This window comes from Streptomyces sp. NPDC006384 (assembly GCF_042870695.1).
Lineage (GTDB): Bacteria > Actinomycetota > Actinomycetes > Streptomycetales > Streptomycetaceae > Streptomyces.
In genome coordinates this window covers 124,714-149,744 of sequence record NZ_JBIAHR010000002.1, presented here as the reverse complement: position 1 = coordinate 149,744, position 25,031 = coordinate 124,714, and the positions used below count along the sequence as shown (strand labels likewise).

Annotated in this window: 24 protein-coding genes; 10 read left to right on the top strand and 14 right to left on the bottom strand. The window is 71.1% G+C overall.

The genetic code is table 11. From position 1 onward, the window contains the following. Positions 1 to 19 precede the first annotated feature (19 nt). Positions 20 to 481 (top strand): hypothetical protein, encoded by a 462-nt coding sequence (locus tag ACFYOJ_RS02735; RefSeq protein ID WP_356550365.1) that lies wholly within the window; start codon positions 20 to 22, stop codon positions 479 to 481. Between the two features lie 86 nt (positions 482 to 567). Here the strand turns inward: ACFYOJ_RS02735 and ACFYOJ_RS02730 are convergent, their stop codons facing one another. The 3 genes from ACFYOJ_RS02730 to ACFYOJ_RS02720 all read right to left on the bottom strand — a co-directional run bounded on the left by ACFYOJ_RS02730 (position 568) and on the right by ACFYOJ_RS02720 (position 2,603). Further along, on the bottom strand, positions 568 to 1,671 hold the full coding sequence (locus ACFYOJ_RS02730; RefSeq protein ID WP_356550364.1) for an RNA polymerase sigma factor SigF: 1,104 nt from the start codon (positions 1,669 to 1,671) through the stop codon (positions 568 to 570). Further along, positions 1,668 to 2,081, bottom strand: coding sequence for an anti-sigma regulatory factor (locus ACFYOJ_RS02725; RefSeq protein ID WP_351995178.1), 414 nt, complete (start codon positions 2,079 to 2,081; stop codon positions 1,668 to 1,670). The genes ACFYOJ_RS02730 and ACFYOJ_RS02725 overlap by 4 nt, the downstream gene beginning before the upstream one ends. Before the next feature lie 261 nt (positions 2,082 to 2,342). Beyond that, positions 2,343 to 2,603, bottom strand: coding sequence for a UBP-type zinc finger domain-containing protein (locus ACFYOJ_RS02720; RefSeq protein WP_356550363.1), 261 nt, complete (start codon positions 2,601 to 2,603; stop codon positions 2,343 to 2,345). Between the two features lie 61 nt (positions 2,604 to 2,664). Between ACFYOJ_RS02720 and ACFYOJ_RS02715 the strand changes: the two genes are divergently transcribed. Next, on the top strand, positions 2,665 to 4,260 hold the full coding sequence (locus tag ACFYOJ_RS02715; protein ID WP_356550361.1) for a Na+/H+ antiporter: 1,596 nt from the start codon (positions 2,665 to 2,667) through the stop codon (positions 4,258 to 4,260). 51 nt (positions 4,261 to 4,311) lie between these two features. Here ACFYOJ_RS02715 and ACFYOJ_RS02710 read toward each other — a convergent pair whose 3' ends face one another. Together ACFYOJ_RS02710 and ACFYOJ_RS02705 are read right to left on the bottom strand one after the other, a co-directional pair. After that, positions 4,312 to 5,220 (bottom strand): pyridoxal-phosphate dependent enzyme, encoded by a 909-nt coding sequence (locus ACFYOJ_RS02710; RefSeq protein ID WP_356550360.1) that lies wholly within the window; start codon positions 5,218 to 5,220, stop codon positions 4,312 to 4,314. Between the two features lie 37 nt (positions 5,221 to 5,257). After that, entirely contained in the window at positions 5,258 to 5,848 is a 591-nt protein-coding gene (locus ACFYOJ_RS02705) for an N-acetylmuramoyl-L-alanine amidase (protein WP_356550359.1), read from the bottom strand. Between the two features lie 329 nt (positions 5,849 to 6,177). On the opposite strand from ACFYOJ_RS02705, the gene ACFYOJ_RS02700 reads away from it, so the two are divergent. Then, positions 6,178 to 7,584, top strand: a complete 1,407-nt coding sequence (locus tag ACFYOJ_RS02700; protein ID WP_356550357.1) for a family 2B encapsulin nanocompartment shell protein — start codon at positions 6,178 to 6,180, stop codon at positions 7,582 to 7,584. Positions 7,585 to 7,674: 90 nt separating this feature from the next. After that, a complete protein-coding gene (locus ACFYOJ_RS02695) occupies positions 7,675 to 8,856 on the top strand; it encodes a family 2 encapsulin nanocompartment cargo protein polyprenyl transferase (protein ID WP_356550355.1) in 1,182 nt (393 codons plus the stop codon). Between the two features lie 386 nt (positions 8,857 to 9,242). On the opposite strand, the gene sodN is transcribed toward ACFYOJ_RS02695, so the two are convergent. Then, positions 9,243 to 9,638 carry a superoxide dismutase, Ni gene (gene sodN / locus ACFYOJ_RS02690; RefSeq protein WP_356550353.1) on the bottom strand — a complete coding sequence of 132 codons (396 nt, stop codon included), beginning with the start codon at positions 9,636 to 9,638 and terminating at the stop codon, positions 9,243 to 9,245. 145 nt (positions 9,639 to 9,783) lie between these two features. On the opposite strand from sodN, the gene sodX reads away from it, so the two are divergent. After that, positions 9,784 to 10,218: a nickel-type superoxide dismutase maturation protease gene (gene sodX, locus ACFYOJ_RS02685; protein ID WP_356550351.1), complete on the top strand. Its 435-nt coding sequence runs from the start codon at positions 9,784 to 9,786 to the stop codon at positions 10,216 to 10,218. On the opposite strand, the gene ACFYOJ_RS02680 is transcribed toward sodX, so the two are convergent. Continuing rightward, complete coding sequence (locus ACFYOJ_RS02680; RefSeq protein ID WP_356550350.1) at positions 10,122 to 10,751, bottom strand: CGNR zinc finger domain-containing protein; 630 nt, start codon at positions 10,749 to 10,751, stop codon at positions 10,122 to 10,124. The genes sodX and ACFYOJ_RS02680 overlap by 97 nt on opposite strands. A gap of 101 nt (positions 10,752 to 10,852) precedes the next feature. On the opposite strand from ACFYOJ_RS02680, the gene ACFYOJ_RS02675 reads away from it, so the two are divergent. Further along, positions 10,853 to 11,623: a class I SAM-dependent methyltransferase gene (locus ACFYOJ_RS02675; protein ID WP_356550348.1), complete on the top strand. Its 771-nt coding sequence runs from the start codon at positions 10,853 to 10,855 to the stop codon at positions 11,621 to 11,623. Between the two features lie 74 nt (positions 11,624 to 11,697). On the opposite strand, the gene ACFYOJ_RS02670 is transcribed toward ACFYOJ_RS02675, so the two are convergent. The 3 genes from ACFYOJ_RS02670 to ACFYOJ_RS02660 are packed head-to-tail and all read right to left on the bottom strand — an operon-like array spanning position 11,698 to position 14,412. Continuing rightward, positions 11,698 to 12,471 carry an amino acid ABC transporter ATP-binding protein gene (locus ACFYOJ_RS02670; protein WP_356550346.1) on the bottom strand — a complete coding sequence of 258 codons (774 nt, stop codon included), beginning with the start codon at positions 12,469 to 12,471 and terminating at the stop codon, positions 11,698 to 11,700. Next, positions 12,468 to 13,406 (bottom strand): amino acid ABC transporter permease, encoded by a 939-nt coding sequence (locus tag ACFYOJ_RS02665; RefSeq protein ID WP_356550344.1) that lies wholly within the window; start codon positions 13,404 to 13,406, stop codon positions 12,468 to 12,470. Before ACFYOJ_RS02665 ends, ACFYOJ_RS02670 begins: the two co-directional genes overlap by 4 nt. A 37-nt stretch (positions 13,407 to 13,443) precedes the next feature. Then, positions 13,444 to 14,412, bottom strand: coding sequence for an ABC transporter substrate-binding protein (locus ACFYOJ_RS02660; protein ID WP_356550342.1), 969 nt, complete (start codon positions 14,410 to 14,412; stop codon positions 13,444 to 13,446). A gap of 623 nt (positions 14,413 to 15,035) precedes the next feature. Here ACFYOJ_RS02660 and ACFYOJ_RS02655 point away from each other — a divergent pair. From ACFYOJ_RS02655 to ACFYOJ_RS02640, 4 genes are all read left to right on the top strand, one after another. Further along, positions 15,036 to 16,265 (top strand): NADP-dependent malic enzyme, encoded by a 1,230-nt coding sequence (locus tag ACFYOJ_RS02655; protein ID WP_356550340.1) that lies wholly within the window; start codon positions 15,036 to 15,038, stop codon positions 16,263 to 16,265. Between the two features lie 345 nt (positions 16,266 to 16,610). After that, positions 16,611 to 17,576 (top strand): zinc-binding dehydrogenase, encoded by a 966-nt coding sequence (locus ACFYOJ_RS02650; protein ID WP_356550338.1) that lies wholly within the window; start codon positions 16,611 to 16,613, stop codon positions 17,574 to 17,576. A gap of 110 nt (positions 17,577 to 17,686) precedes the next feature. Next, the gene (locus tag ACFYOJ_RS02645) at positions 17,687 to 17,896 is read left to right on the top strand and encodes an HTH domain-containing protein (protein ID WP_356550336.1); all 210 of its coding nucleotides are present in this window, start codon (positions 17,687 to 17,689) and stop codon (positions 17,894 to 17,896) included. Beyond that, positions 17,896 to 18,456, top strand: coding sequence for a Clp protease N-terminal domain-containing protein (locus ACFYOJ_RS02640; RefSeq protein ID WP_356550334.1), 561 nt, complete (start codon positions 17,896 to 17,898; stop codon positions 18,454 to 18,456). Before ACFYOJ_RS02645 ends, ACFYOJ_RS02640 begins: the two co-directional genes overlap by 1 nt. Before the next feature lie 35 nt (positions 18,457 to 18,491). Here the strand turns inward: ACFYOJ_RS02640 and ACFYOJ_RS02635 are convergent, their stop codons facing one another. The 4 genes from ACFYOJ_RS02635 to ACFYOJ_RS02620 all read right to left on the bottom strand — a co-directional run bounded on the left by ACFYOJ_RS02635 (position 18,492) and on the right by ACFYOJ_RS02620 (position 24,996). After that, a complete protein-coding gene (locus tag ACFYOJ_RS02635) occupies positions 18,492 to 19,550 on the bottom strand; it encodes a helix-turn-helix transcriptional regulator (protein ID WP_356550332.1) in 1,059 nt (352 codons plus the stop codon). A gap of 1 nt (position 19,551) precedes the next feature. Beyond that, on the bottom strand, positions 19,552 to 20,514 hold the full coding sequence (locus ACFYOJ_RS02630) for a DUF4097 family beta strand repeat-containing protein (protein ID WP_356550330.1): 963 nt from the start codon (positions 20,512 to 20,514) through the stop codon (positions 19,552 to 19,554). Positions 20,515 to 20,788: 274 nt separating this feature from the next. Next, the gene (locus tag ACFYOJ_RS02625) at positions 20,789 to 20,968 is read right to left on the bottom strand and encodes a DUF6104 family protein (protein ID WP_003992906.1); all 180 of its coding nucleotides are present in this window, start codon (positions 20,966 to 20,968) and stop codon (positions 20,789 to 20,791) included. A gap of 185 nt (positions 20,969 to 21,153) precedes the next feature. Further along, the gene (locus tag ACFYOJ_RS02620; RefSeq protein ID WP_356550328.1) at positions 21,154 to 24,996 is read right to left on the bottom strand and encodes a multifunctional oxoglutarate decarboxylase/oxoglutarate dehydrogenase thiamine pyrophosphate-binding subunit/dihydrolipoyllysine-residue succinyltransferase subunit; all 3,843 of its coding nucleotides are present in this window, start codon (positions 24,994 to 24,996) and stop codon (positions 21,154 to 21,156) included. Positions 24,997 to 25,031: the final 35 nt, after the last annotated feature.

The window sequence follows — 25,031 nt, the reverse complement described above, 5'->3', positions numbered from 1 at the left end:
TGCGGGCTACCCTTCAGGGGTGAGCAGTGAGCAGACCCCCACCCCGGAAGCCGAAGCCGCCGAAGAGGCGGGCGCCCGCCCCGGACGGCTGACCGGCGCGGCCGCGCTCGCCGCGCTGGAGGGGCTGGCGCTCGTCGCCGGCGGCGTCTGGATGCTCGTGGAGGGGCTCACGGGACGGCCCGACGACCGGACCTCGGCAGTCACCGGCGGCATCACCCTGATCGTCCTGGCCCTGCTGCCGTTGCTCGCCGCCCGCGGCCTGCTCGCCCGGCGCGGGTGGAGCCGCGGCCCCGCCGTGATCACGCAGATCATGGCGCTGCCGGTGGCCTACAACCTGCTGCAGGCCGACAGCGTGGCCATTCCCGCGGGGATCGTGCTCGCCGTCGTGTCCGTCACGGCGCTGGTCCTGCTCATGAATCCCACGACGACCCGGGCCCTCGGCATCCGGGGCCCAGGCCGCGCGGAGAGTGCGGAGAAGTAGGGGCGGCGAAGAAACAGCCGGGTGACGGCCGTCACCCGGCCGAACACGGCCGGAACCGGTGCCGGACAGGGCCCGGACACCGGCGGCTACTCCTCGACCAGCAGCTTCTCCCGCAGCTGTGCCAGCGTCCGCGCCAGCAGCCGCGACACGTGCATCTGGGAGATCCCGACCTCCTGCGCGATCTGCGACTGGGTCATGTTGCCGAAGAAGCGCAGCAGCAGGATCCGCTTCTCCCGCGGCGGCAGGTCCTCCAGCAGCGGTTTGAGCGACTCCCGGTACTCGACGCCCTCCAGGGCCTCGTCCTCGGCGCCCAGGGTGTCCGCGACCGCCGGGGACTCGTCGTCGGTGTCCGGGACGTCCAGGGACAGCGTGGAGTACGCGTTGGCGGACTCCAGGCCCTCCAGGACCTCCTCCTCGGAGATCGCCAGCTTCTCGGCGAGCTCGTGGACGGTGGGGGAGCGGCCGTGCAGCTGGGAGAGCTCCGCCGTGGCCGTCGTCAGGGACAGCCGCAGCTCCTGGAGCCGGCGCGGGACGCGCACCGCCCAGCCCTTGTCCCGGAAGTGCCGCTTGATCTCGCCGACGACCGTCGGGGTCGCGTACGTGGAGAACTCGACGCCGCGGTCCGGGTCGAAACGGTCGACCGACTTGATCAGGCCGATCGTGGCGACCTGCGTGAGGTCGTCCAGAGGCTCGCCGCGGTTGCGGAAGCGGCGGGCGAGGTGCTCGACGAGCGGCAGATGCATGCGGACCAGCCGATTGCGCAGCTCCGCGTACTCGGCCGTGTCCTTCGTCAGCGTCCGCAGCTCGGCGAACAGGGCACGTGCCTCGCTGCGGTCCTGCGGGTCGTGCCGGGTGCCCTGAACGCTGCGCGTGCCCGTCGCCCGGTCCCCGGAGTGCCGCTCGTGCTCGCTCATCGTCCCGCCCGTCGCCCTTCCCCGAGCCCTCGCCTCCGCTCGGGGAGGCCGGGCGGGCGTGCTCCCGGTCCCCCCGTCCGCGGGGGCGCTCCGCACGGCACCGTCGCGGCCGCCCGCCCCGGGGGCGTCGTCCTCCGGGTGCGGCCGGGCCTGCTCGGGGATGCCGTCGATGCCGTCCGTCATGCGTGGGGCCTCGTTCCCGGAGCGTGCGTCCTCGGCCGCAAGCTCCCGTGTGCCGCGCTCTTCGTCCTGCACCGGCCCGTCCCCGTTCCTCACGTCGGCCCGGGTCCCGCGCCGCGCTGTTTGTAGAGGCTGATCGAAACGGTCCTGTCCTCGTCCACGGCGGAGGAGACCTTGCCCGCCAGGGCGGACAGCACGGTCCAGGCGAAGGTGTCCCGTGAGGGGGCGTGACCGTCCGTGGTCGGCGCCGAGACAGTGACTTCGAGCGAGTCGTCGACGAGACGGAAGACGCAACTGAGCACCGAGCCGGGCACGGCCTGCTGCAGCAGGATCGCGCAGGCCTCGTCGACTGCGATGCGCAGGTCCTCGATCTCGTCGAGGGTGAAGTCCAAGCGGGCTGCGAGGCCGGCCGTCGCCGTACGCAGCACCGACAGGTAGGCACCCGCGGCCGGCAGCCGGACTTCCACGAAGTCCTGGGTCGCGGGCTCGCCTGCGATCTGGGACACCCTCACCTCCAAGGTGGTACAAGCGTTACAGGACCCGGGGTCGCCCCTCGGGGGTAACGCGACACGTGGTTCAGCGGTGACGCTATCGCGCTCCGACGTCTTCCGTCCCGGGACCCCGACCCCTTGCTGTCACTCATAGTAAACATATGGACACGCACAGTGGCTAGGGGTTCGGCGGGCTCAAATCGGAAGAGCGCGCGCCGGGTTGACGTACCCAGGCGCCGGACGGTCGAACCGTACCCCGGCACTCCCGTGCGAGAGTCACACGAGCACGTGGTCGACGAAGCACCAGCGCCAGTTCTCCCCGGGCTCGAAGGTCCGCACCAGGGGGTGGCCGGTCCTCTCGTGGTGCGCCGTCGCGTGCCGCCCCGGTGAGGAGTCGCAGCAGCCGACGTGGCCGCAGGTGAGGCACAGCCGCAGCTGCACCGGCTCCGTGCCCTCGGCCAGGCATTCCGGACAGGTGTCGCTCAGCGGCTCCGGCTCCGGGTGCGGCAGCGCGTCGGCGTGCGTGCACTGTTTCATGATGGCCAGGTTACGACGGGCGCGCGGCCGGCCGGGCGGAGAAAAAGGGTGGGCGAGGACCATGGACGTGATGCCGCTGCTGCTGCTGGTGGCGGGCAGCGCCGCGATCGCCGCGGCGGGACGGCGCACCCCGGTGCCGGCCCCGCTGCTGCTGGTCGCCGCGGGACTGGCGGTCAGCTACGTCCCCGGGGTGCCCGACTACACCCTCGACCCCCACGTCGTCCTGCCCCTGCTCCTGCCCCCGCTGCTCTACACGGCGGCCACCGACAGCTCCTACCTCGATCTGCGGGCCCAGTTGCGGCCGGTCGCGCTGCTGTCCGTGGGGTACGTCCTCTTCGCGACCTTCGTCGTCGGTTGCGCCGCCTACCTGATCGTGCCGGGGCTGCCACTGACCGCCGCGCTGGTGCTCGGCGCCGTGGTGGCACCGCCGGACGCGGTCGCGGCCACGGCGGTCGCCCGCCGGGTGGGACTGCCGTCCCGGATCACCACGATCCTCCAGGGCGAGTCCCTGGTGAACGACGCGACCGCGATCACCGCCTACAAAGTGGCCCTCGCCGCGGCGGTCGGCGAGGGCGCCACCTGGGCCGGCGGCATCGGCGAGTTCCTGATCGCCGCGGTCGGCGGAGTCGGCGTCGGGCTGGTGCTGATGGTGCCGATCCACTGGCTGCGCACGCATGTGAAGGAGGCCCTGCTCCAGAACACGCTCTCCCTGCTGATCCCCTTCGTCGCGTACGCGGCCGCCGAGCAGGTGCACGCCTCCGGGGTGCTGGCGGTGGTGGTCGTCGCCCTCCATCTCGGCCACCGCGCGTGGGAGGTCGATTTCGCCACCCGCCTGCAGGAGGAGGCGGTCTGGAAGATGGTCGCCTTCGTCCTGGAGTCGGCCGTGTTCGCCCTGATCGGGCTGCAGCTGCCCGTCGTCCTCGAGGGGCTCGGGGCGTACGAGGGCGTCGACACGGCCTGGTACGCGCTCGCCGTCTTCCTGGTCGTCGCCGCGGCCCGGCTCGTGTGGGTGTACCCGGCGGCCTTCCTGCCGCGGCTGCTGTCGGCACGCGTCCGCGCGCGCGAGGAGGACCCCGGCTGGAAGGGGCCGTTCGTGATCGGCTGGGCCGGCATGCGGGGCGTGGTCTCCCTGGCCATCGCTTTCTCCATCCCGCTCACCGTGCACGGCGGCGCGCCCTTCCCCGAACGCAACCTGATTCTGTTCCTGACCTTCACCACCGTCATCGGCACACTGGTCGTGCAGGGGGTGACCCTGCCCCCGCTGATCCGGCTGCTGAAGTTCCCGGCCCGCGACGCGCAGGCCGGGACGCTCGCGGAGGCCAACGCCCAGGCACAGGCCTCCCGGATCGCCGAGCAGCGCCTGGACGAGCTGCTCGCCGACGAGCGCAACGCCCTGCCGGCGCCCCTCGCCGACCGTCTGCGCACGGTCCTGGAACGTCGCCGCAACGCCGTCTGGGAGCGCCTGGGCCAGGCCAACCCCGTCACCGGCGAGTCCGTCGACGACACCTATCGCCGGCTGTCCCGGGAGATGATCAGTGCGGAACGCGAGGTGTTCGTCCGGCTGCGGGACGGCCGCCACATCGACGACGAGATGCTGCGGACACTGCTGCGCCGCCTGGACCTGGAGGAGGCGGCGGCGTACCGGGAGGCCGTGTAGCACCGCCGCCGGCGGTTCTTCCCGCCCGGTGTCCGCGAGGGGCCGGGCCCGTCACGGGAAGGGGCGGCCGGTGACGACCGCCGCGAGGGTCGTGCCGCGGGGGAAGGCGCCCTCCTCGGTCAGGGCGAGCAGGCCGTACAGCATTTTGGCGACATAGAGACGCTCGACGGGAAGGCCGTGGCGCCGCTCGAAGTCCTCGGCGAACGCGTCGAGCTCGGCGGTGACCCGTGCATAGCCGCCGAAGTGGAAGCGGTGGTCGAGGCTCCAGTCGCCGCGCGGTCCGCCGAAGGCCAGCCGCTGCAGCCGGCGTACGTCGTCGTCCAGGAAGCCGCCCTTGAGCACCGGTATCCCGAGTGCCCGCCGGCCGCGGGGGAGACCGGCGGCCAGCCCGGCGAGCGTCCCGCCGGTACCGCAGGCGAGCGCGACGACGTCGGCGGTGTCGCCCAGTTCCTCGCCGAGCGCCCGGCAGCCGCGGACGGCCGCGGCGTTGCTGCCGCCCTCCGGTACGACGACCGCGCCCTCGGCGCCCGCCGCCCGCAGCAGGGCCGCCAGGGTCCCGGGTTCGGCCTTGTGCCGGTACGTCGCGCGGTCGGTGAAGTGCAGCCGCATCCCGTCGGCCGCGCACCGGGCCAGGGAGGGGTTGAGCGGCCGGCCGGCCAGCTCCTCGCCGCGCACCACACCGACCGTGGGCAGCCCGAGCAGCCGGCCCGCGGCGGCCGTGGCGCGCAGATGGTTGGAGTAGGCACCCCCGAAGGTGACGACGGTACGGCCGTGCGCCGCGGCGAGAGTGGGCGCGAGTTTGCGCCATTTGTTGCCGATCAGCTCCGGGTGGATCAGGTCGTCCCGCTTCAGCAGCAGCCGCACCCCGTGCCGCTCGAACCGCTCGTCCACGACCTCGTGCGACGGTGAGGGCAGCAGGGGGCGCAGGGAGGCGAGGCCGGGCGGGTCGGTGCTGGTCACCCCGCCATTGTCGCCCCGCGCCCCACACCGCACGAGGTCACTTGAGCCGGTCCCGGATCCGCTCCCGCATGGACGACATGGAGAACCCCCGCGGGTCGACCTTCCCCGGCTGCCATTCGTGGTGGCCGATGACGGACCGTTCGTTCCAGCCGTGGTGGCGGCAGACCGCCGCCGCGGCCCGCTCGATCGCCTCCAGCTGGGCCGCCGGCCAGGGGTCCTCGCCGTCGCCCAGGTTCTCGCACTCGAAGCCGTAGAAGTGCCGGTTTCCGTCGGTGTTCGCCTCGTTGTCCCGGGGCAGTCTCTTCTCCGCGATGACCGCGCGCAGGACCTCGTCGTCGCCGAGTCCGGCGTGGTTGGCCCTGCCGTAGCCGACCAGATGCACCCTGCCGTCCTTGGTGACGACCCCGTGGCACAGCGGCCCCGGCAGCCCTTCGTACCCCTTGCGGCAGATGTCCACGGTGCGGGCGCTGCCCCTGGTGACCGTGTGGTGGATCATCACGCCGTGGACCGGACCCCACGGGCCCTTGTGGTTACGGTTGTGGTGCCGCCAGTCGCCGACCTCGACGACGGTGAGCCCCTCCGCCTTCAGGGCCTTGAGGAAACTGCCCGCGGACATGGGTGAGGCCATGGCCGACTCCTTCGCGCTGCGCGACGGCCGCCGGACGCGACCGCCTCGTACGGTGCTTCTACCGAAACGGAGCGGCCCTTACTGTCCGGCGGGCGGTGTTCGGTCCGTGTGCGAGCGGATCCGGACACCTCTCGCCCGGTCCGGAGCGCGGGAGGGGCGAGGGACCGCGACCTCGCGGTAGCCGGGGCAGGCCGCCGTTCATGCCCCGGCGGCCGGGGATCCATTCCCGCTCTTTCGTGTAATAGCACCAGCACGCTCGGTGAGGAAGGCTGGTCGTCGCACATCGATGCCGGGGCAAGCGTCCGGCATGACCGGGAGGGCAATTCCTTATGTCGGTAGGCGAAGAGGTCCGCACCGAGCAGACCAGGCCGCAGCAGAGTCTCGGCACGGCGGCCGCGCGGAACCTGGCCACCACGACCAAGTCCGTACCCCAGATGCAGGAGATCAGCTCCCGCTGGCTGCTGCGCACGCTTCCCTGGGTGGACATCCAGGGCGGCACGTACCGGGTGAACCGGCGTCTGACCTTCGCCGTGGGCGACGGCCGGGTGACGTTCGTGAAGACCGGGGACCGGGTCGAGGTCATCCCCGCGGAGCTGTGCGAACTGCCGGCCCTGCGCTCGTACGAGGACGAGGAGGTCCTCGCGGAACTCGCCCAGCGGTGCGAGCAGCGGGAGTTCGGCCCGGGAGAGGTGATCACCTCCTTCGGCGGGCAGGTCGACGAGGTCTACCTGCTCGCGCACGGCAGGGTGGAGAAGGTCGGCACCGGTCCGTACGGCGACGACGCGGTCCTCGGAGTCCTCGCGGACGGCGCCTACTTCGGCGACCACGCCCTGCTGGACGGGGACGCCATCTGGGAGTACACCGCCCGTACGGTCACCGCCTGCACGGTGCTCGTGCTGCCCCGCCAGGAGGTGGAACAGATCGCGGAGCGTGCCGACTCCCTGCGCGACCACCTGCGGCAGCGGCGCTCGATCCCCGCACAGCGCACCAACAAGCATGGCGAGAAGGCGATCGACCTCGCCGCCGGCCACAGCGGTGAGCCGGACATCCCGCACACCTTCGTCGACTACGAGGCCAGCCCTCGCGAGTACGAACTGAGCGTCGTCCAGACCGTGCTGCGCATCCACTCGCGCGTGGCCGACCTCTACAACCAGCCGATGAACCAGACCGAGCAGCAGATCCGGCTGACGGTCGAGGCGCTGAAGGAGCGCCAGGAGCACGAGCTCATCAACAACCGCGAGTTCGGCCTGCTGCACAACTGCGAGTACGACCAGCGACTCCAGCCGCACGACGGCGTGCCCGGCCCGGACGACCTGGACGAGCTGCTCAGCCGCCGGCGCGGCACCAAACTGCTCCTCGCCCACCCGCGGGCCATCGCGGCCATCGGACGCGAGCTCAACAAGCGCGGGCTCGTCCCCGAGACGATCGACATCGCCGGCAACCGCATCCCCACCTGGCGCGGTGTGCCCATCTACCCCTGCAACAAGATCCCGGTCACCGAGGCCCGTACGACCTCGATCATCGCGATGCGTACCGGAGAGGCGGACCAGGGCGTCATCGGTCTTCGGGCCGCCGGCATCCCGGACGAGATCGAGCCGAGCCTGTCGGTGCGCTTCATGGGCATCAACGAACAGGCCATCATCAAGTACCTGGTCACGGCCTACTTCTCGGCCGCGGTCCTCGTGCCGGACGCGCTCGGTGTCCTGGAGAACGTCGAGATCGGCCGCTGGCGGTGACTCCTGTTCCCCGAACGCCGTGTTCCCGCCGTCACGGGTGGGTACAGCCCGGGGGGACGAAGACGGACGCGTGGGGGAGGTGAGCCGGTGATGGAAGCTGGGCCGAGTGCCACCGATACGCCTCGTCCCACCGGAACCCTGGACCGGCACGGGCTCATCGGCGCACAGCGCGACAGTGAGCCGGGGCAGCCGTCCGCCGGGCCCGGTCCGGCGGTGGCGGACGGCAGCGATGCCGGGGAGTCCGAGGAACGGGAGGCGGTGACGCTGCTGCGTCGCTCCAGGGCCTCGGTCGATCCCGAACTGCGCTCCGCCATCGCGTCATTGCCCGCCACGATGCGCCGCATCGCGCTCTACCACTTCGGATGGCAGCACGCGGACGGCACGCCGGCGGCCGGGAACGCGGGCAAGGCGATCCGTCCCGCCCTCGTCCTCGTCTCGGCCGCCGCACTCGGCGGTCCGGTGGCCAGGGCGGCGGCGGTCCGGGCGGCGGCCGCGGTGGAGCTGGTCCACAACTTCACGTTGCTGCACGACGACGTGATGGACCGGGACACCACCCGCCGCCACCGGCCCACCGCGTGGACCGTGTTCGGCGATGCCGACGCGATCCTGGCAGGAGACGCCCTCCAGGCACTGGCCCTGCGGCTGCTCGCCGCGGACCCGCACCCGGCGTCCGCGGCGGCCGCCGCCCGGCTCGCGGACTGTGTCATGGAGCTGTGCGAGGGACAGCACGCGGACACCGCCATGGAACACCGTGGTCCGGGCGAGGTCACCCTGGAGGAGACGCTCGCGATGGCGGAGGCCAAGACCGGTGCGCTGCTCGGATGCGCCTGTGCCCTCGGGGCGCTGTACGCCGGCGCGGCCGACGAGGACGTCGAAGCGCTGGACGCCTTCGGCCGCGAGGCCGGGCTGGCCTTCCAGCTCATCGACGACGTCATCGGCATATGGGGCGACCCGGGCCGCACGGGCAAACCGGCCGGTGCGGATCTGGCCGCCCGCAAGAAGTCGCTGCCGGTCGTGGCCGCCCTCGGCTCCGGCACCCCCGAGGCCGCCGCGCTCGCCGAGCTGTACGCGACACCGTTCGTGGAGGGGGAGGAGGACCTGGAGCTCACCGCGCTGGCCGTGGAGCGGGCGGGCGGCCGGGACTGGGCCCAGGCCGAGGCGGCCGACCGGATGGCGCGGGCCATGCACGAGCTGGCCCGGGCGGTGCCCGAGCCGGAGGCGGCGGGCGGCCTGCTCGCCCTCGCCGAGTTCGTGACCCGGCGCAGTACCTGACCGGCCGCGGCCACGGTCGCGCAGGACACCGGAGCGCCCCGGCCCGGCCCCAGCCCGTACGGTTCGGGCGGGGCCGGGCCGCTGCCCGGATCGGGGCCGTGTGGCTATGAGGGGGCGGCGTAACTCCCGTACGGAGAACGACGGCCGGTGACCGGTGCGCCGGGTGGCATCGGGGGCCGGGGCGGGAAGGCCGCCGCAGGTGCGGCGGGACCGTGGTGACGAGCCGGCTCGCAAGCCCGACGAAGACCGCCGGGCTGCTGCACAGGGGCCATGAAAAGACCGCACCCGGTCCGTCATGGCCGCCGTGCTCGGCGGCCTGCGGGCCGGGTGCGGACAGGTGGGCAGTCAGACCCGCGAAAGTGCGGGTCGGGCGGCCTGGCCGGAGATCAGGCCTTCTTGGTCTCCCAGAAGATCTTGTCGATCTGGGCGATGTAGTCCAGGGCCTTCTGGCCGGTGGCCGGGTCGGTGGACGCCTTGGCGGCCGACAGGGCCTTCAGGGTGTCGTTGACCAGCTGGTGCAGCTCCGGGTACTTCTCGAAGTGCGGGGCCTTGAAGTAGTCGCTCCACAGCACGGAGACGTGGTGCTTCGCGAGCTCGGCGCGCTGCTCCTTGATGACCGTGGCACGCGCCTGGAAGTGCGGGTCGTCGTTGCCGGCCATCTTCTCCTGGACGGCCTTCACCGACTCCGCCTCGATGCGGGCCTGGGCCGGGTCGTACACGCCGCAGGGCAGGTCGCAGTGGGCGCTGACCGTGACCTTGGGGGCAAACAGGCGGGAAAGCATGGAGCATTCCTTCCTCGTGATCGTCTTCTCAGGGGGGACATTACTCCCTGGGAGGCTCGTTTTCGCGAGTGGCCCCGTGGGCTTAGGACAAAAGTCCGGGGTGAGACTGAGACTGGTGGAGGAATGACCGGGGAGGTGCCGGGTGATGCCGGAGTCGTCGCAGGAGACCGGGCGGGCGCGAGGGACGCTGCCGTTCGGGCCCGCCGAGGTGACCGGTCCGTCGATGGTGCCCACGCTGCACCACGGGGACCTGCTCCTCGTGCACTGGGGGGCCAGGGTCAGGCCGGGGGACGTGGTCGTGCTGCGGCATCCGTTCCAGCAGGACCTGCTCGTCGTCAAGCGGGCGGCGGAGCGGCGCGGGACCGGCTGGTGGGTGCTCGGGGACAACGCCTTCGCCGGCGGCGACAGCACCGACTACGGCACGGTTCCCGAGGACCTCGTGCTGGGCAGGGTGCGGTTCCGGTACCGGCCGCCGCGGCCCGGTCAGCGCTCGCCGCTCGCCGTGGTCCGCTGGGCCCTCTCGGCGCTCAGGCCGGTGCTGTCCGACCGGTCGGCCTCCAGGCGCTTGCGGGCGCGGTAGGCCGCCACGTTGGCGCGGGTGGCGCAGCGGTCGGAGCAGTAGCGCCGCGAGCGGTTGGTGGAGGTGTCCAGGTAGGCGTTGCGGCACGGGGGCGCCTGGCACAGGCCGAGGCGGTCCACGCCGTACTCGGTGAGGTGGAAGGCCAGGCCCATCGCGGCGATGGCGGCGAAACCGGCGGTCGCGTTGGACGGGTGGTCCGCCAGGTGCATGTGCCACAGCGGGCGGCCGTCGTCGTCGCGATGGTCGTGGCCGGAGATCTGCGGGCTCACGGGGAACTCCAGGAGCAGGGAGTTCAGGAGGTCCACGGCGAGTGTCTCGTCGCCCTCGTCGGCCGCCTCGAAGACCGCGCGCAGCCGTCCCCGCACCGAGCGGAATCGCGTGACATCGGAGTCGGTGGCCCGCCGGGCCGCCGACCGGTTGGCACCGAAGAGCTCCCGGACGGCCTCGACCGAGGTCAGGGAGTCCTGTCCCCGCGCCGGTTCCTCGGTGTTGACGAGGCGTACGGCGTAATCCGAGTAATAGGCCAGTTCCACTTGTAGTCCTTACGGAGGGGCTCTATGGTCGTGCCTGCGGTCAGGTAACAGCTGATCGTGCATACAGGGTATTACGTGTGTCGATGTGACGGAGGGGCTCGATGACGGACGCGGAGATCACCACGGCCGGTGCGGACTGGAACGCCTGGCAGGAGAGCTGGGACCGGCAGCAGGAGTGGTACATGCCGGACCGCGAGGAGCGCTTCCGGATCATGCTGGACATGGTCGAGGCCCTGACCGGACCGGCGCCGCGGGTGCTCGACCTCGCCTGCGGCACCGGCACCATCACCGCCCGGCTGCTCGCCCGATTCCCGGAGGCGGTCAGCACCGGTGTGGACCTGGATCCCGCGCTGCTCGCCATAGCCGAGGGCACCTTCGCGGGGGACGACCGGGTCTCCTTCGTCACCGCCGACCTCAAGGACCCCGACTGGCCGGCGAAGCTGCCGTACGACTCCTACGACGCCGTCCTGACCGCGACGGCCCTGCACTGGTTCCACGCCGAACCTCTCACGGCCCTCTACGGCCAGGTCGCGGAGCTGGTCCGCGACGGCGGTGTCTTCATGAACGCGGACCACATGATCGACGAGACGACGCCCCGGATCAACGCGGCGGAGCGCGCCCAGCGGCACGCCCGCATGGAGGAGGCCAGGCGGGGCGGGGCCCTCGACTGGTCCGAATGGTGGCAGCTCGCCGCGAAGGACCCCGTCCTCGCCGAGCCCACGGCCCGGCGTTTCGAGCTCTACGGCGAGCACGCCGACGGCGAGATGCCCTCGGCGGCCTGGCACGCGCGCGTGCTGCGCGAGAAGGGCTTCGGCGAGGTGCGGCCGGTGTGGTGCTCGCCGTCGGACACGCTGCTGCTGGCGCTCAAGTAGGAGCAGCGGGGAGGGCCGCATGCCGAGGGGGCGGTACGGAGATCCGTACCGCCCCCTCGGGCGGGCGCGTGTGCTCAGAGGACCTTGGAGAGGAAGGCCTTCGTCCGCTCGTGCTGCGGGTCGGTCAGCACGTCGCGCGGGTTGCCCGACTCGACCACCACGCCGCCGTCCATGAACACCAGGCTGTCGCCCACCTCGCGGGCGAAGCCCATCTCATGGGTGACCACGACCATCGTCATGCCGGACTCGGCCAGGTCGCGCATGACGTCGAGGACGTCACCGACCAGCTCCGGGTCCAGGGCCGAGGTCGGCTCGTCGAACAGCATCAGCTTCGGGTCCATCGCCAGGGCCCGCGCGATCGCGACCCGCTGCTGCTGGCCGCCGGAGAGCTGCGAGGGGTAGTTGCCGGCCTTGTCGGCCAGGCCCACGCGCTCCAGGAGCTGCATCGCGCGCTCCCTGGCCTGGCCCTTGGCGATGCCCTTGACCTGGACCGGTGCCTCCATGACGTTCTCGGCTGCCGTCATGTGCGGGAACAGGTTGAAGCGCTGGAAGACCATGCCGATGTCCCGGCGCTTGAGGGCTACCTCGCTGTCCTTGAGCTCGTAGAGCCTGTCGCCCTTCTGGCGGTAGCCGACGAGCTCCCCGTCGACGTAAAGACGTCCTGCGTTGATCTTCTCGAGGTGGTTGATACACCTGAGGAAGGTGGACTTGCCGGAGCCGGAGGGGCCGATGAGGCAGAACACCTCGCCGGTCCTCACCTCCAGGTCGATGCCCTTGAGGACCTCGACCGCTCCGAAGGACTTGTGGACGCCCTCGGCCTTCACCATGGCGTGGGAGGACTGCTTCATGCCGCGGCTCCCTTCGGGCGGCGCGTGGGCAGGACCGCGGCCCTGAGGCGCTGCAGCGGTGTCGGCGGCAGGGAGCGGCTCGACCCGCGGGCGTAGTGGCGCTCGACGTAGTACTGCCCGACGCTCAGGATCGAGGTCATGATCAGGTACCAGGCCGCGGCCAGGAAGTACATCTCGACCGGGGAGCCCGCGTTCTGGCCGATGTCCTGGGCCTGCTTGAAGAGGTCGTAGAACTGCACCGCCGAGACGAGCGAGGTCGTCTTCAGCATGTTGATGACCTCGTTGCCCGTCGGCGGCACGATGACCCGCATCGCCTGCGGGATCACGATCCGGCGCAGCGTCTTCGTGTGGCTCATGCCCAGGGCGTGCGACGCCTCGGTCTGCCCCTCGTCGACCGAGAGCAGACCGGCGCGGCAGATCTCGGCCATGTAGGCGGCCTCGTTGAGCCCCAGACCGAGCAGCGCTGTCAGCAGCGGCGTCATGAAGGACGACCAGTAGTCCTTGTAGACCGGGCCCAGGTTGATGTACTCGAACACCAGACCCAGGTTGAACCAGACGAAGAGCTGGACCAGGACCGGCGTGCCGCGGAAGAACCAGATGTAGAACCACGCGATGGACGAGGTCACCGGGTTCTTCGACAGCCTCATCACGGCGAGCAGGATGCCGCCGGCGATGCCGATCACCATCGAGAGCACCGTGAGGACCAGGGTGTTCCAGACGCCTTCGAGGATGCGGTCGTCGAAGAAGTAGTCGGGGATCGCACCCCAGTTGATCTTGCCTTGCGCGAAGGCGTAGACGACCGAGCCCAGAAGGGCGAGCGCGACGACCGCGGACACGTACCGTCCCGGGTGCCGGACCGGAACGGCCTTGATGGCCTCCGGTCCGGCGGGGGGCCTCGCGTCGGGACCGGTCGTCTTGTTGACGTCAACAGTCACGGATGGAGCCTTTCAGAGCCGCGTCGAACGGGACGGTTCAGGAGCCGCCGTTGATCTTGGCCTCGGTGACCGCGCCGTCCGCGACACCCCACTTGTCGACGATCTTCTTGTACTCGCCGCTGTCGATGACCGCCTGCATGGCCGCCTGGAGCGCGTCGCGCAGCTGGGTGTTGTCCTTGGCGACGGCGATGCCGTACGGGCCCGCCTCGACCTGGTCGCCGACGATCTCGAAGTACTTGCCGCCGCCGGAGTTCTTCACCGAGTACGCGGCGATCGGGAAGTCGGCGGAGACGACGTCGGCGCCCTTGGAGCGCATCCGGGTCTCGGCCTCGGGGTTCGTCGCGAAGTCCTCGATCTTCAGCGTGGCCTTGCCGTCCTTCTTGCACTTCGCCGCCTGTTCCTTGGCGAGGTCGTGGGAGAAGGTGTTGCGCTGGACCGCCATGGTCTTGCCGCACAGGTCGTCCCAGGTCTTGATGGACTGGTCGTCGCCCTTGTTGGTGTAGAGCGAGACGCCCGCGGTGAAGTAGTCGACGAAGTCGACGCCGGCGCCGACCTTCTTGCCGGTGTCGGAGTCGATTCCCTCCTGCCGGTCCTTGGTGTCGGTCATGGCCGACATGGCGATGTCGTAGCGCTTGGAGGCGAGACCGCCGATGAGGGTGTCGAACGTGGCGTTCTGGAACTCGAACTTCACGCCGAGCTGCTTGCCCATGGCGGCGGCGAGATCGGGGTCGATGCCGACGGTCCTGCCGGAGTCGTCCTTGAATTCGACCGGAGCGTAGGCGATGTCGGATCCGACCTTGATGACGCCCTTGTCACGTATCGCCTGCGGCAGCTTTTCGGCCAGCGGGGCGCTCGAAGCGGACCGGCTGTCGCCGCCGTCGTCGTTCTTCTTCTTGGTCTGGTCGCCGCATCCGGTGAGCAGCAGGGCGCCTGCGACCGCGATCGCACCGACCGCGGCTGGCCGGTACTGCGCGGCGGTCGTACGACGGGTGGAGCGTGCGGTCATGGTGGTTCCTCCGGCGGATGAGGGAGTTGCCGATGGGACGGGACGCCGGCCGGGGGACCGGCAGGCGCCGTGGGTCGACGGGAGCACACGCCTTCGAGTGCCGCGACCTCGTGTGATTACGGCATCTTGCCATTCGGACTCGGCCGTACAGGGGAGTCGTCATGTCAAAATCGGATAACGGGCGACCACCCGAACTGCACCAGGTCGGTACATCACGACCGAACCTTTGCGGGAATCGGTCTCCCCGACCGGAAGATCTTCGGACTTTCTCGTTATGTGGACACGGTTCGCGGGTGCGTGCCTCCGTTGAGGTGCTGTTTTCCGGGACTGTCAAGAGGTAAAGGGAAGTTGGCCGGATCCCCGGCTATGAGTCATGTCACCGGCATGCGGCGTGCGGCGTCCGGCATGTGAGCTTGCGCTTATCAGACTCGTCGCGGGGGGCGTCCGTCGGGTAAGAAGGTTCCTCACACCCCTCATCAGGGGCTCAGGGCGCGTGTGCGGCGCGCCCGTCGCGCAGGGGCCCATGCGGCATCAACGTGCCCATGTTCCTGCGCGGTGCCCGCCCGTTCCTCACCAGGAACGGACAAACCCTCAGACCATGAACACTTAAGGGGTAAGACAAAGTGGCAGCGGAGATCGTCAATCCTCGCAGCGACAACGACGCCGGTGCGGACCAGGAGACCGGGGCGGAGCCCCTCGACTCCTTCGATCCGGCGTTCGCGCTGCACCGCGGCGGCAAGATGGCTGTGCAGGCCACCGTGCCGGTCCGCGACAAGGACGACCTGTCCCTGGCGTACACGCCCGGCGTCGCGAAAGTGTGCAGCGCGATCGCCGAGCAGCCCGACCTCGTGCACGACTACACATGGAAGTCGTCGGTCGTGGCGGTCGTGACGGACGGTACGGCGGTTCTGGGCCTCGGGGACATCGGTCCCGAGGCATCCCTTCCGGTGATGGAAGGCAAGGCGATCCTTTTCAAGCAGTTCGGCGGCGTGGACGCGGTCCCGATCGCGCTGAACTGCACGGACGCCGACGACATCGTCGAGACGGTGGTGCGCCTCGCGCCCTCCTTCGGCGGAGTCAACCTGGAGGACATCTCGGCGCCGCGGTGCTTCGAGATCGAGCGCAAGCTCCAGGAGCGGCTGGACATCCCGGTCTTCCACGACGACCAGCACGGCACGGCGGTCGTGACGCTGGCGGCGCTGCGGAACGCGGCGCGGCTGAGCGGGCGGACGCTGGGCGAGCTGCGGGCGGTGATCTCGGGCGCGGGCGCGGCCGGTGTCGCCATCGCCAAGATGCTGGTCGAGGCCGGCATCGGGGACGTCGCGGTCACCGACCGCAAGGGCATCGTCTCGGCCGACCGGGACGACCTGACGTCCGTCAAGCAGGAGCTGGCCTCCTTCACCAACAAGGCCGGGCTGACGGGCTCGCTGGAGGCGGCCCTCGCGGGCGCCGACGTCTTCATCGGCGTCTCCGGCGGCACGGTGCCGGAGCCGGCGGTGGCCTCGATGGCCGAGGGCGCGTTCGTGTTCGCCATGGCCAACCCGAACCCCGAGGTGCACCCCGAGGTCGCGCACAAGTACGCGGCGGTCGTGGCGACGGGGCGGTCGGACTTCCCGAACCAGATCAACAACGTGCTGGCGTTCCCGGGCATCTTCGCGGGCGCGCTGCAGGTGCGGGCGTCCCGGATCACCGAGGGCATGAAGCTGGCGGCGGCCGAGGCGCTGGCCTCCGTCGTGGGTGACGACCTCGCGGCGGACTACGTCATCCCGTCCCCGTTCGACGAGCGCGTCGCGCCGGCCGTCACGGCGGCGGTGGCGGCGGCGGCCCGTGCGGAGGGGGTTGCGCGCCGGTGACGGTGTGATGCGTGTGGTGAACGGCCTCGCCCTGGTGGGCGGGGCCGTTCGCTGTGGGGGCCGGATACGTGGGCACCCGGCGTGGGTGCCGGGCGGGGCAGACGGTCCTTCCCGGCGTTGTGGGGTGCCCTCTCCCGCTCTCGGCTGCGCTCGAGCGGGAGAGGTGACCCCCACCGCCCACCCGTGCCGCCCCGGGGGGCCTCCCAGGCCGTTCAGGCACTGGGGGAGGCGCGGCCGCCCGCAGCGGCGGCAGGTCGCGCAGGGGGTGCGGCCGTGTGGCAAGAGGGGGAGTGTCACAGGGGTTTGTGGTTCCGGACGGCGGGGGTGGAACCTATCGTCGAGGCCATGTTCGCTGTCTACGCCGCCCGGATCGACCGCGACCAGCCGCTGAACGGCCTGGAGTCGGGGGAGCGCCCGGCCCCCGAGGCCCGCCCCGGCTGGAGCGTCGTCGATGTCCGGGCCGCCTCCCTCAACCACCACGACCTGTGGTCCCTGCGCGGCGTCGGGCTCCCGGAGGACCGGCTGCCGATGATCCTCGGCTGCGACGCGGCCGGTGTCGACGCCGACGGCAACGAGGTCGTCCTGCACTCCGTGATCGGCCAGACCGGTCACGGCGTCGGCCCCCGGGAGCCCCGCTCCATCCTCACCGAGCGTTATCCGGGGACGTTCGCCGAACAGGTCGCCGTGCCGACCTGGAACATCCTGCCCAAGCCGAAGGAGCTCTCCTTCGAGGAGGCCGCCTGTCTGCCGACCGCCTGGCTGACTGCCTACCGGATGCTGTTCACCAACGCCGGGGTGCGTCCAGGCGACTCGGTGCTGGTGCAGGGTGCCGGCGGCGGGGTCGCCACGGCCGCGATCGTGCTCGGCAGGGCCGCGGGGCTGCGGGTCTTCGCCACCAGCCGGGACGAGGCCAAGCGGAAGCGGGCTCTGGAGCTGGGCGCCGTGGAGGCCGTCGATCCGGGCGCGCGGCTGCCGCAGCGGGTCGACGCCGTCATCGAGACCGTGGGCGCCGCGACCTGGTCGCACTCGGTGAAGTCGCTGCGCCCGGGCGGCACGCTCGTCATCTCCGGTGCCACCAGCGGCGACCGGCCCTCCCACGCCGAGTTGACCCGGATCTTCTTCCTGGAGCTCAAGGTCGTCGGCTCCACGATGGGCACCAAGGACGAGCTGGAGGACCTGCTGTCCTTCTGCGCCGCCACCGGTGTCCGCCCCGTCATCGACGAGGTGCTGCCGCTGGACCGGGCCCGGGAGGGCTTCGAGCGGATGGCGTCCGGCGAGCTGTTCGGCAAGATCGTGCTCAGCGGGCTCTGATACCTCCTTGCGACCGTGCGCGGCGGGTCCGGTTCTCCGGGCCCGCCGTTCGTGCTCCCACGATGTCAACAGAGGTTGACAGACCCAATGTGTCAACCTATGTTGACGGTATGAGTGAAGCAACGGATCTCGCCGCACGTGCGGGTGACCGTGACCCCCGGGTCGGGCTGCGGGCCGTCGCCGCGCTCCGCAGGCTCCTGGAGCAGCTGGAGTCGGTGCAGGTGCGCAGCGCGCGCAACCAGGGCTGGTCGTGGCAGGAGATCGCCACGGAGCTGGGGGTCAGCAGGCAGGCCGTGCACAAGAAATACGGGAGGCATTGATGTTCGAGCGGTTCACGAAGGATGCCCGTGCCGTGGTCCGGGGGGCCGTCGAGCACGCCGAACGGACGCAGGCGCAGACCGTCGGCGCCGAGCACCTGCTGCTCGCCCTGCTGGACCAGGAGGGCGGCCGCGCCTCGACCGCGCTGGCGGCGCTCGGAGCGGACGAGGGCAGGGAGTCGGTACGCCGGGGCCTGGAGGAGGCGCGGCGGCGGGCCGGTCTGTCGCAGGCCGAGACCGACGCCCTCGCGGGGCTGGGGATCGACGTATCGGAGATCGTCGCCCGGGTGGAGGAAGCCCACGGCGTCGGCGCGATGTCCGGTGACCGGAAGGACAAGCGGTGGTGGTCCGGTCAGCGTAGCTTCGGCCGGGACGCCAAGGAGGTGCTGGAGAAGGCCCTGCGCGTCGCCGTCGCCCGGCGTGACCGGCACATCGGCGACGAGCACATCCTGCTGGCCCTCACCGTCCGCCCCGGTGTGCCCGCCGAGGTGCTGGCCGACCGCGGGGTCACCCACGAGTCTCTGACCAGGGTGCTCGGCGGCGGGGGAGAGGCCTGCGCCTGATCCGGACGGGCCCCTGCCCCCGGAAGCCGTCGACGTCAGACCTTCGGAGACCGCAGTATCGCCCCGATGCGGGCCGCCGCTGCCGACAGTTCACGGCGGGCGTCGTGGAGCTGGTCGGCCGTGACACCGTGGTCGCGGGCCGTGTCGCGGATGTCGTCCCGGAAACGGTCCAGCAGCCGCTCCAGGTCGCGGGCCGGGTCCCCGGTCGAGTCGGTCGTGTCCTCCTCGGCCCACGCCGGGACGTAGTCCGCCGGGAAGTCCTCCGGGGTGGCGGAGTACTCGGGCGGGGAGGCGGACGGACCCGTCCCGGGGCGTCCGAAGCCCCATTCCCTGCCGAAGTCCTTCCCGAAATCCTTGCCGAACTCACCGACCTCCTTGGCCAGTTCGCTCAGGCCCTCGCGAAGCCCCGTCGGCCAGTCCCCCCGCGCGAAGTGGCTCTGCACCTGCTCCTGGACCCGCTGGGCGATGCGCTGGACCTCCTCCTGCGCCTGGGCACGTGCCCGCTCCTGGGCCTCCTTCGCCTGACGCCGGGCCCGCTGGGCCTCGTCACGGGCGCGGCGGCTCTCGTCCTTGGCGCGGCGGGCCTGTTCCTTCCACTCCTGCTTGACCCGCCGCATCTCCTCCTTCGCGGCCTGCCAGGCCTCCTTGTCGCCCAGCACCGCGGCGTCGCCGAAGCCGAAGCTCCCCTCGCCCTCGGGGTCCGTGCCGGCACCCCGGCGGGCCGCTGCCCGCATCTCCCGGCGCAGGTCACCCGCGGCTCCGCGTACATCGGCCCGGATCTCGGCGGCGAGTTCGGCGACCGAATCCCGGATCTCGACCTCCAGGTCGGCGAGTTCGCCGCTGCGGTCGGCGAGTTCGGCCCGGCCCGCGTCGGTGATGGCGTACACCTTGCGGCCGCCCTCGGTGGTGTGGGTGACCAGGCCCTCGGCCTCCAGCTTGGCCAGGCGCGGGTACACCGTGCCCGCCGACGGCGCGTACAGGCCCTGGAAGCGCTCCTCGAGGAGCCGGATCACCTCGTAGCCGTGGCGGGGGGCCTCGGCCAGCAACTTCAGCAGATACAGGCGGAGGCGCCCGTGGGCGAAGACGGGGGACATGTCAGAGCACCTTCTTGTCGGTCGTGCCGTCGGCCGGGGAGCCGGTGACGTCGTGATCCCGGCCGGAAGCGGAGTTGTCCTCCGGCTCGTGCCGCGTGTCGCCCACCGGTCCGGCGTCCGCCGGATGCGGTTCCGGTCCCGGCTCCCACGGGGTGTCCTCGGACGGGGGCCGGCGGAGCAGGGCGATGGAGCCGGAGACCGTGGTGGCCTTGAGACGGCCGTTGCCCGCGCCGAGCCGGCCGGTGATCCGCTTGGCGCCCCACTGGCCGGACACCCGGAGGTCCTCGAAGGCGTTGGAGACCGCGCCGCTCGCGGTGCTCGCCTCCACCTCGGCGTCGGCGGGCTGGGGCAGCCGGATGGCGATCTCGCCGGACACGCTGGTCAGGCTGATGTCCGTGGGCCGCCCGGCCGGGTCGAGGTCGACGATCATCGAGCCGCTCATCGAGTCCGCCCTGACGGAGGAGCCGGCCTCCACCACGGTCAGGTCGCCGGAGACGGAGTGGAAACGGAGGTCCCCGTCTATCGCCTGCGCCTCCAGACTGCCGGACACCGTGTCGGCGCGGACCGGGCCCGCGAGGCGCACCAGGGTGGTGTCCCCGGTCACGCCCTTCACCTCGGTGCCTCCTTCGACACCGGAGACGACGGCCGCGGCACCGACGACGCCCACCTCCACGCGGGCGCGGGCGGGGACGGCCAGGGACACCACCGCGCTGCGGCGCCAGCCCTTGCGGTCGAGCCACTTGAGGAAGCCCTTCCAGGGCAGGTCCTCGTAGGCCACCGTGAGCGTGCCGTCCCGGTGGGTCACGATCAGGGGAGGACCCTCGATCCCGGACACCTCGAGGCGGGCGGAACTCTCGTCCGTACCGACGACGTTCACTGTTCCGTTGACGATGCGCACCTGGAGCTCGCTCACAGGCTCGTCGAAGGTGAACTTCCCGGGCTCCGCGACGGACCACTCGGACATGGTGCAGACCTCCTGGCCGAACGCGCCATATCGCGTCCTCCGCTATTCACGATATGTCGTGGGTGGGGAAAGTCAAGACACTCGTTCCGGTGACCTGTGAGCGAGCGGGAGGCCGGTGCGCGGACATGCCGACGGACGGCCCCGCCGCCGGACGGGCCGACATGGGCCCGTCCGGCTCGCGCGGGCCGGTGAGGGAGAGAGGGCGGTGTCAGGAGAGGGGGGAGCGGCAACGGGCGGGACCGGTGACTCCGCCCGCCCGTGGTGGGGCCGGTTCCTACTCGTCGTCCTCGTCGTCCAGCCGCGCCAGCCATGTCGCCAGCCGCTCCACCGGCACCTCGAAGTCCGGGTTGAGGTCGACGAAGGTGCGCAGCTGCTCGGCGAGCCACTCGAAGGTGACCTCTTCCTCGCCGCGCCGCTTCTCCAGTTCCTCGATGCCGCGGTCGGTGAAGTACAACGTGCTCTCCGTCGGAAGGGTCGACTGGGTCGAACGGGTCGGACATGGGCGTCGCTACCAGGATAGGCGGGGGCGGCACCCCCTCTTTCCGCCCTGCGCGGGAGCATGCGGAAGGGCCCGGTCCGCGTTCACCGAACGCGGACCGGGCCCTTCACAACAGCTCACAACGGGCCGGGCCCGAGGGCTCAGGCCTCGAACACCTCACGCACCAGCTGCTCCTGCTCGGCCTGGTGCCGCTTGGCGGAACCGACGGCCGGGGACGAGCTGTGCGGGCGCGAGATGCGGCGCAGGCGCTCGCCGTGCGGGACGTCGGCGCCGACCGCCAGGTCCAGGTGGTCGATCAGGTTGAGCGCGATGAACGGCCACGCGCCCTGGTTCGCCGGCTCCTCCTGGGCCCACAGGTACTTCTCGGCGTTCGGGTACTTGGCGATCTCCGCCTGGAGCTCGGCACCCGGCAGCGGGTACAGGCGCTCGATGCGGATGATGGCCGTGTCCGTGACACCGCGCTTCTTCCGCTCGGCCTCCAGGTCGTAGTAGACCTTGCCGGCGCAGAAGACGACCTTCCGGACCGCGGACGCCTCGACCGAGTCGTCGCCGATGACCGGCTGGAAGCGGCCCGTCGTGAACTCCTCCGCCTTCGAGGCCGCCGCCTTCAGGCGCAGCATCGACTTCGGGGTGAAGACGACCAGCGGCTTGTGGTGCGGGTTGTGCACCTGCCACCGCAGGAGGTGGAAGTAGTTCGCCGGCGAGGTCGGCATCGCGACCGTCATGTTGTTCTGGGCGCAGAGCTGGAGGAAACGCTCCGGGCGGGCCGAGGAGTGGTCCGGGCCCTGGCCCTCGTAGCCGTGCGGGAGGAGCAGGACCACCCCGGAGGTCTGGTTCCACTTCTGCTCCGCCGACGAGATGAACTCGTCCACGACCGTCTGCGCGCCGTTGACGAAGTCGCCGAACTGCGCCTCCCACATGACCAGGGCCTCGGGGCGGGCCAGCGAGTAGCCGTACTCGAAGCCCATCGCCGCGTACTCGGACAGCAGGGAGTTGTAGACGTTGTACCGGGCCTGGTCCTCGGACAGGTACAGCAGCGGCGTGAACTCCTCGCCCGTCTCGCGGTCGATGATGACCGCGTGGCGCTGGCCGAAGGTGCCGCGCTGCGAGTCCTGGCCCGCCAGGCGCACCGGCACGCCCTCCAGCAGGAGGGAGCCGACGGCGAGGGTCTCGCCCATGCCCCAGTCGATCGTGCCGTCCTCGACCATGGCCGCCCGGCGCTGCAGCTGCGGCAGCAGGCGCGGGTGGACGGTGACGTGGTCGGGGATGTTGACCTGGGACTCGGCGATCCGCTTGACGACCTCGGCGGAGACCGCGGTGTTCACGGCGACCGGGAACTCGGCCTGCGGCTCGGAGGGCTCCACGGCCGAGGGCTGGGAGGTGGCCTCGCGGACCTCGGTGAAGACCTTCTCCAGCTGGCCCTGGTAGTCCTGCAGCGCCTGCTCGGCCTCCTCCAGGGTGATGTCGCCGCGGCCGATCAGGGACTCGGTGTAGAGCTTGCGCACCGAGCGCTTGCGGTCGATCAGGTCGTACATCAGCGGCTGGGTGAAGGCCGGGTTGTCGGACTCGTTGTGCCCGCGGCGGCGGTAGCAGATGAGGTCGATCACCACGTCCTTGTTGAACGCCTGACGGAACTCGAAGGCCAGGCGCGCGACGCGCACGACGGCCTCCGGGTCGTCGCCGTTCACGTGGAAGATCGGGGCCTCGATCATGCGGGCCACGTCCGTCGCGTACATGGAGGAGCGCGAGGACTCGGGGGCCGCGGTGAAGCCGACCTGGTTGTTGATGACGATGTGGACCGTGCCGCCGGTGCGGTAGCCCCGCAGCTGCGACATGTTCAGGGTCTCGGCCACCACGCCCTGGCCCGCGAAGGCCGCGTCGCCGTGGATCGCCACCGGCAGGACGGTGAAGTCCGTGCCGCCCTTGTTGATGATGTCCTGCTTGGCGCGCGCGACGCCCTCCAGGACCGGGTCCACCGCCTCCAGGTGCGAGGGGTTGGCCACCAGCGAGACGCGGATCTGGTCGCCGTCCAGGCCGGTGAAGGTGCCCTCGGCGCCCAGGTGGTACTTCACGTCGCCGGAGCCGTGCATCGACTTCGGGTCGAGGTTGCCCTCGAACTCGCGGAAGATCTGCGCGTACGACTTGCCGACCACGTTGGCCAGCACGTTCAGCCGGCCGCGGTGGGCCATGCCGATGACGACCTCGTCCAGGCGGGACTCGGCGGCCGAGTCCAGCACGGCGTCCAGCAGCGGGATGACGGACTCGCCGCCCTCCAGGGAGAACCGCTTCTGGCCGACGTACTTGGTCTGCAGGAAGGTCTCGAAGGCCTCCGCCGCGTTCAGCCGGCGCAGGATGCGCAGCTGCTCCTCGCGCTCCAGCTTGGAGTGCGGGCGCTCCACGCGGTCCTGGATCCACTTGCGCTGCTTGGGGTCCTGGATGTGCATGAACTCGATGCCGGTGGTGCGGCAGTACGAGTCGCGCAGCACGCCGAGGATGTCGCGCAGCTTCATCATCGACTTGCCGGCGAAGCCGCCGACGGCGAACTCGCGCTCCAGGTCCCACAGGGTGAGCCCGTGCTCGGTGATGTCCAGGTCGGGGTGCTTGCGCTGCTGGTACTCCAGCGGGTCGGTGTCGGCCATGACGTGGCCGCGGACCCGGTAGGAGTGGATCAGCTCGAAGACGCGGGCGGCCTTGGTGACGTCGTCGTCGTGCGAGGCGTCGATGTCCTTGAGCCAGCGGACCGGCTCGTAGGGGATGCGCAGCGCCTCGAAGATCTCGTCGTAGAAGCCGTTCTCGCCGAGGAGGAGGTTGGCGACCTGGCGCAGGAACTCGCCGGAGGCGGCGCCCTGGATGACCCGGTGGTCGTAGGTCGACGTGAGCGTCATGACCTTGGAGATGCCGAGCTTGTTCAGGGTGTCCTGGGAGGTGCCCTGGAACTCCGCCGGGTAGTCCATGGAGCCGACGCCCATGATGACCGACTGACCGGGCATCAGACGCGGCACGGAGTGGACGGTGCCGAGGCCGCCCGGGTTGGTCAGGGAGACGGTGACGCCGGTGAAGTCGTCCATCGTCAGCTTGCCCTCGCGGGCGCGGCGGACGATGTCCTCGTAGGCCTGCCAGAACTCGAAGAAGTTCATGGTCTCGGCCTTCTTGATCGCCGCGACGACCAGCTGGCGGTCGCCGTTGGGCTTGACCAGGTCGATGGCGAGACCGAGGTTGACGTGCGGCGGCTTGATCAGCGTCGGCTTGCCGTCCTTCTCGCCGAACGCGTAGTTCATCGCCGGCATGGCCTTGATGGCCTGCACCATCGCGTAGCCGATCAGGTGCGTGAAGGAGATCTTCCCGCCCCGGGCGCGCTTGAGGTGGTTGTTGATGACGATGCGGTTGTCGAACAGCAGCTTCACCGGGACGGCGCGCACGGACGTGGCCGTGGGCAGCTCCAGGGAGGCGTTCATGTTCTTGGCGACCGCGGCGGCCGGGCCGCGCAGCGTCACCAGCTCGGGACCCTCGGGGGCCTCCTTGGCCGGCTCGGCCTTCGCCTTCGCCTGCGGCTTCGCGGCCTGCTGGGCGGCGGGCTTCGCGGCCGGAGAAGCCGGAGCGGCCGGGGCCGCGGCGGCGGGCTGGGCCGCCGGCTTCGCGGGGGCGGCGGCCTGCGGGGGAGCCGCCGGGGCCTGGGCCGGGGCGGGCTGCGCCGGAGCGGCGGGGGCGGGAGCCTGAGCCCGGGGCGCCGGAGCGGCCTGCGGAGCGGCGGCGGTGCCCGTGGTCGTCGCGGAGCCGGCCGCGGCCTGGGCTGCGGGCGCCCCTGGCTTGTAGTCGGCGAAGAAGTCCCACCAGGCGCGATCCACGGAGTTCGGGTCCTGGAGGTACTGCTGATAGATCTCGTCGACGAGCCATTCATTGGCACCGAAGGCCGCCGCGGGGTTCTTGCCCGCTTGGTCGGTGTCGGTCGAGATGCTCGAGTTACTGGGGGACTGTGGCGACACGGCGAGAACCGCCCTCTTCCGCTTCACAAGGTGGT

What these genes read in the sequence shown, in the direction of transcription:
- ACFYOJ_RS02720 (WP_356550363.1), bottom strand. Translation starts at nt 2,603, where the DNA reads ATGAAACAGTGCACGCACGCCGACGCGCTGCCGCACCCGGAGCCGGAG.
- ACFYOJ_RS02715 (WP_356550361.1), top strand. Translation starts at nt 2,665, where the DNA reads ATGGACGTGATGCCGCTGCTGCTGCTGGTGGCGGGCAGCGCCGCGATC.
- ACFYOJ_RS02705 (WP_356550359.1), bottom strand. Translation starts at nt 5,848, where the DNA reads ATGGCCTCACCCATGTCCGCGGGCAGTTTCCTCAAGGCCCTGAAGGCG.
- ACFYOJ_RS02700 (WP_356550357.1), top strand. Translation starts at nt 6,178, where the DNA reads ATGTCGGTAGGCGAAGAGGTCCGCACCGAGCAGACCAGGCCGCAGCAG.
- ACFYOJ_RS02695 (WP_356550355.1), top strand. Translation starts at nt 7,675, where the DNA reads ATGGAAGCTGGGCCGAGTGCCACCGATACGCCTCGTCCCACCGGAACC.
- sodN (WP_356550353.1), bottom strand. Translation starts at nt 9,638, where the DNA reads ATGCTTTCCCGCCTGTTTGCCCCCAAGGTCACGGTCAGCGCCCACTGC.
- sodX (WP_356550351.1), top strand. Translation starts at nt 9,784, where the DNA reads ATGCCGGAGTCGTCGCAGGAGACCGGGCGGGCGCGAGGGACGCTGCCG.
- ACFYOJ_RS02675 (WP_356550348.1), top strand. Translation starts at nt 10,853, where the DNA reads ATGACGGACGCGGAGATCACCACGGCCGGTGCGGACTGGAACGCCTGG.
- ACFYOJ_RS02670 (WP_356550346.1), bottom strand. Translation starts at nt 12,471, where the DNA reads ATGAAGCAGTCCTCCCACGCCATGGTGAAGGCCGAGGGCGTCCACAAG.
- ACFYOJ_RS02660 (WP_356550342.1), bottom strand. Translation starts at nt 14,412, where the DNA reads ATGACCGCACGCTCCACCCGTCGTACGACCGCCGCGCAGTACCGGCCA.
- ACFYOJ_RS02650 (WP_356550338.1), top strand. Translation starts at nt 16,611, where the DNA reads ATGTTCGCTGTCTACGCCGCCCGGATCGACCGCGACCAGCCGCTGAAC.
- ACFYOJ_RS02645 (WP_356550336.1), top strand. Translation starts at nt 17,687, where the DNA reads ATGAGTGAAGCAACGGATCTCGCCGCACGTGCGGGTGACCGTGACCCC.
- ACFYOJ_RS02640 (WP_356550334.1), top strand. Translation starts at nt 17,896, where the DNA reads ATGTTCGAGCGGTTCACGAAGGATGCCCGTGCCGTGGTCCGGGGGGCC.
- ACFYOJ_RS02635 (WP_356550332.1), bottom strand. Translation starts at nt 19,550, where the DNA reads ATGTCCCCCGTCTTCGCCCACGGGCGCCTCCGCCTGTATCTGCTGAAG.
- ACFYOJ_RS02630 (WP_356550330.1), bottom strand. Translation starts at nt 20,514, where the DNA reads ATGTCCGAGTGGTCCGTCGCGGAGCCCGGGAAGTTCACCTTCGACGAG.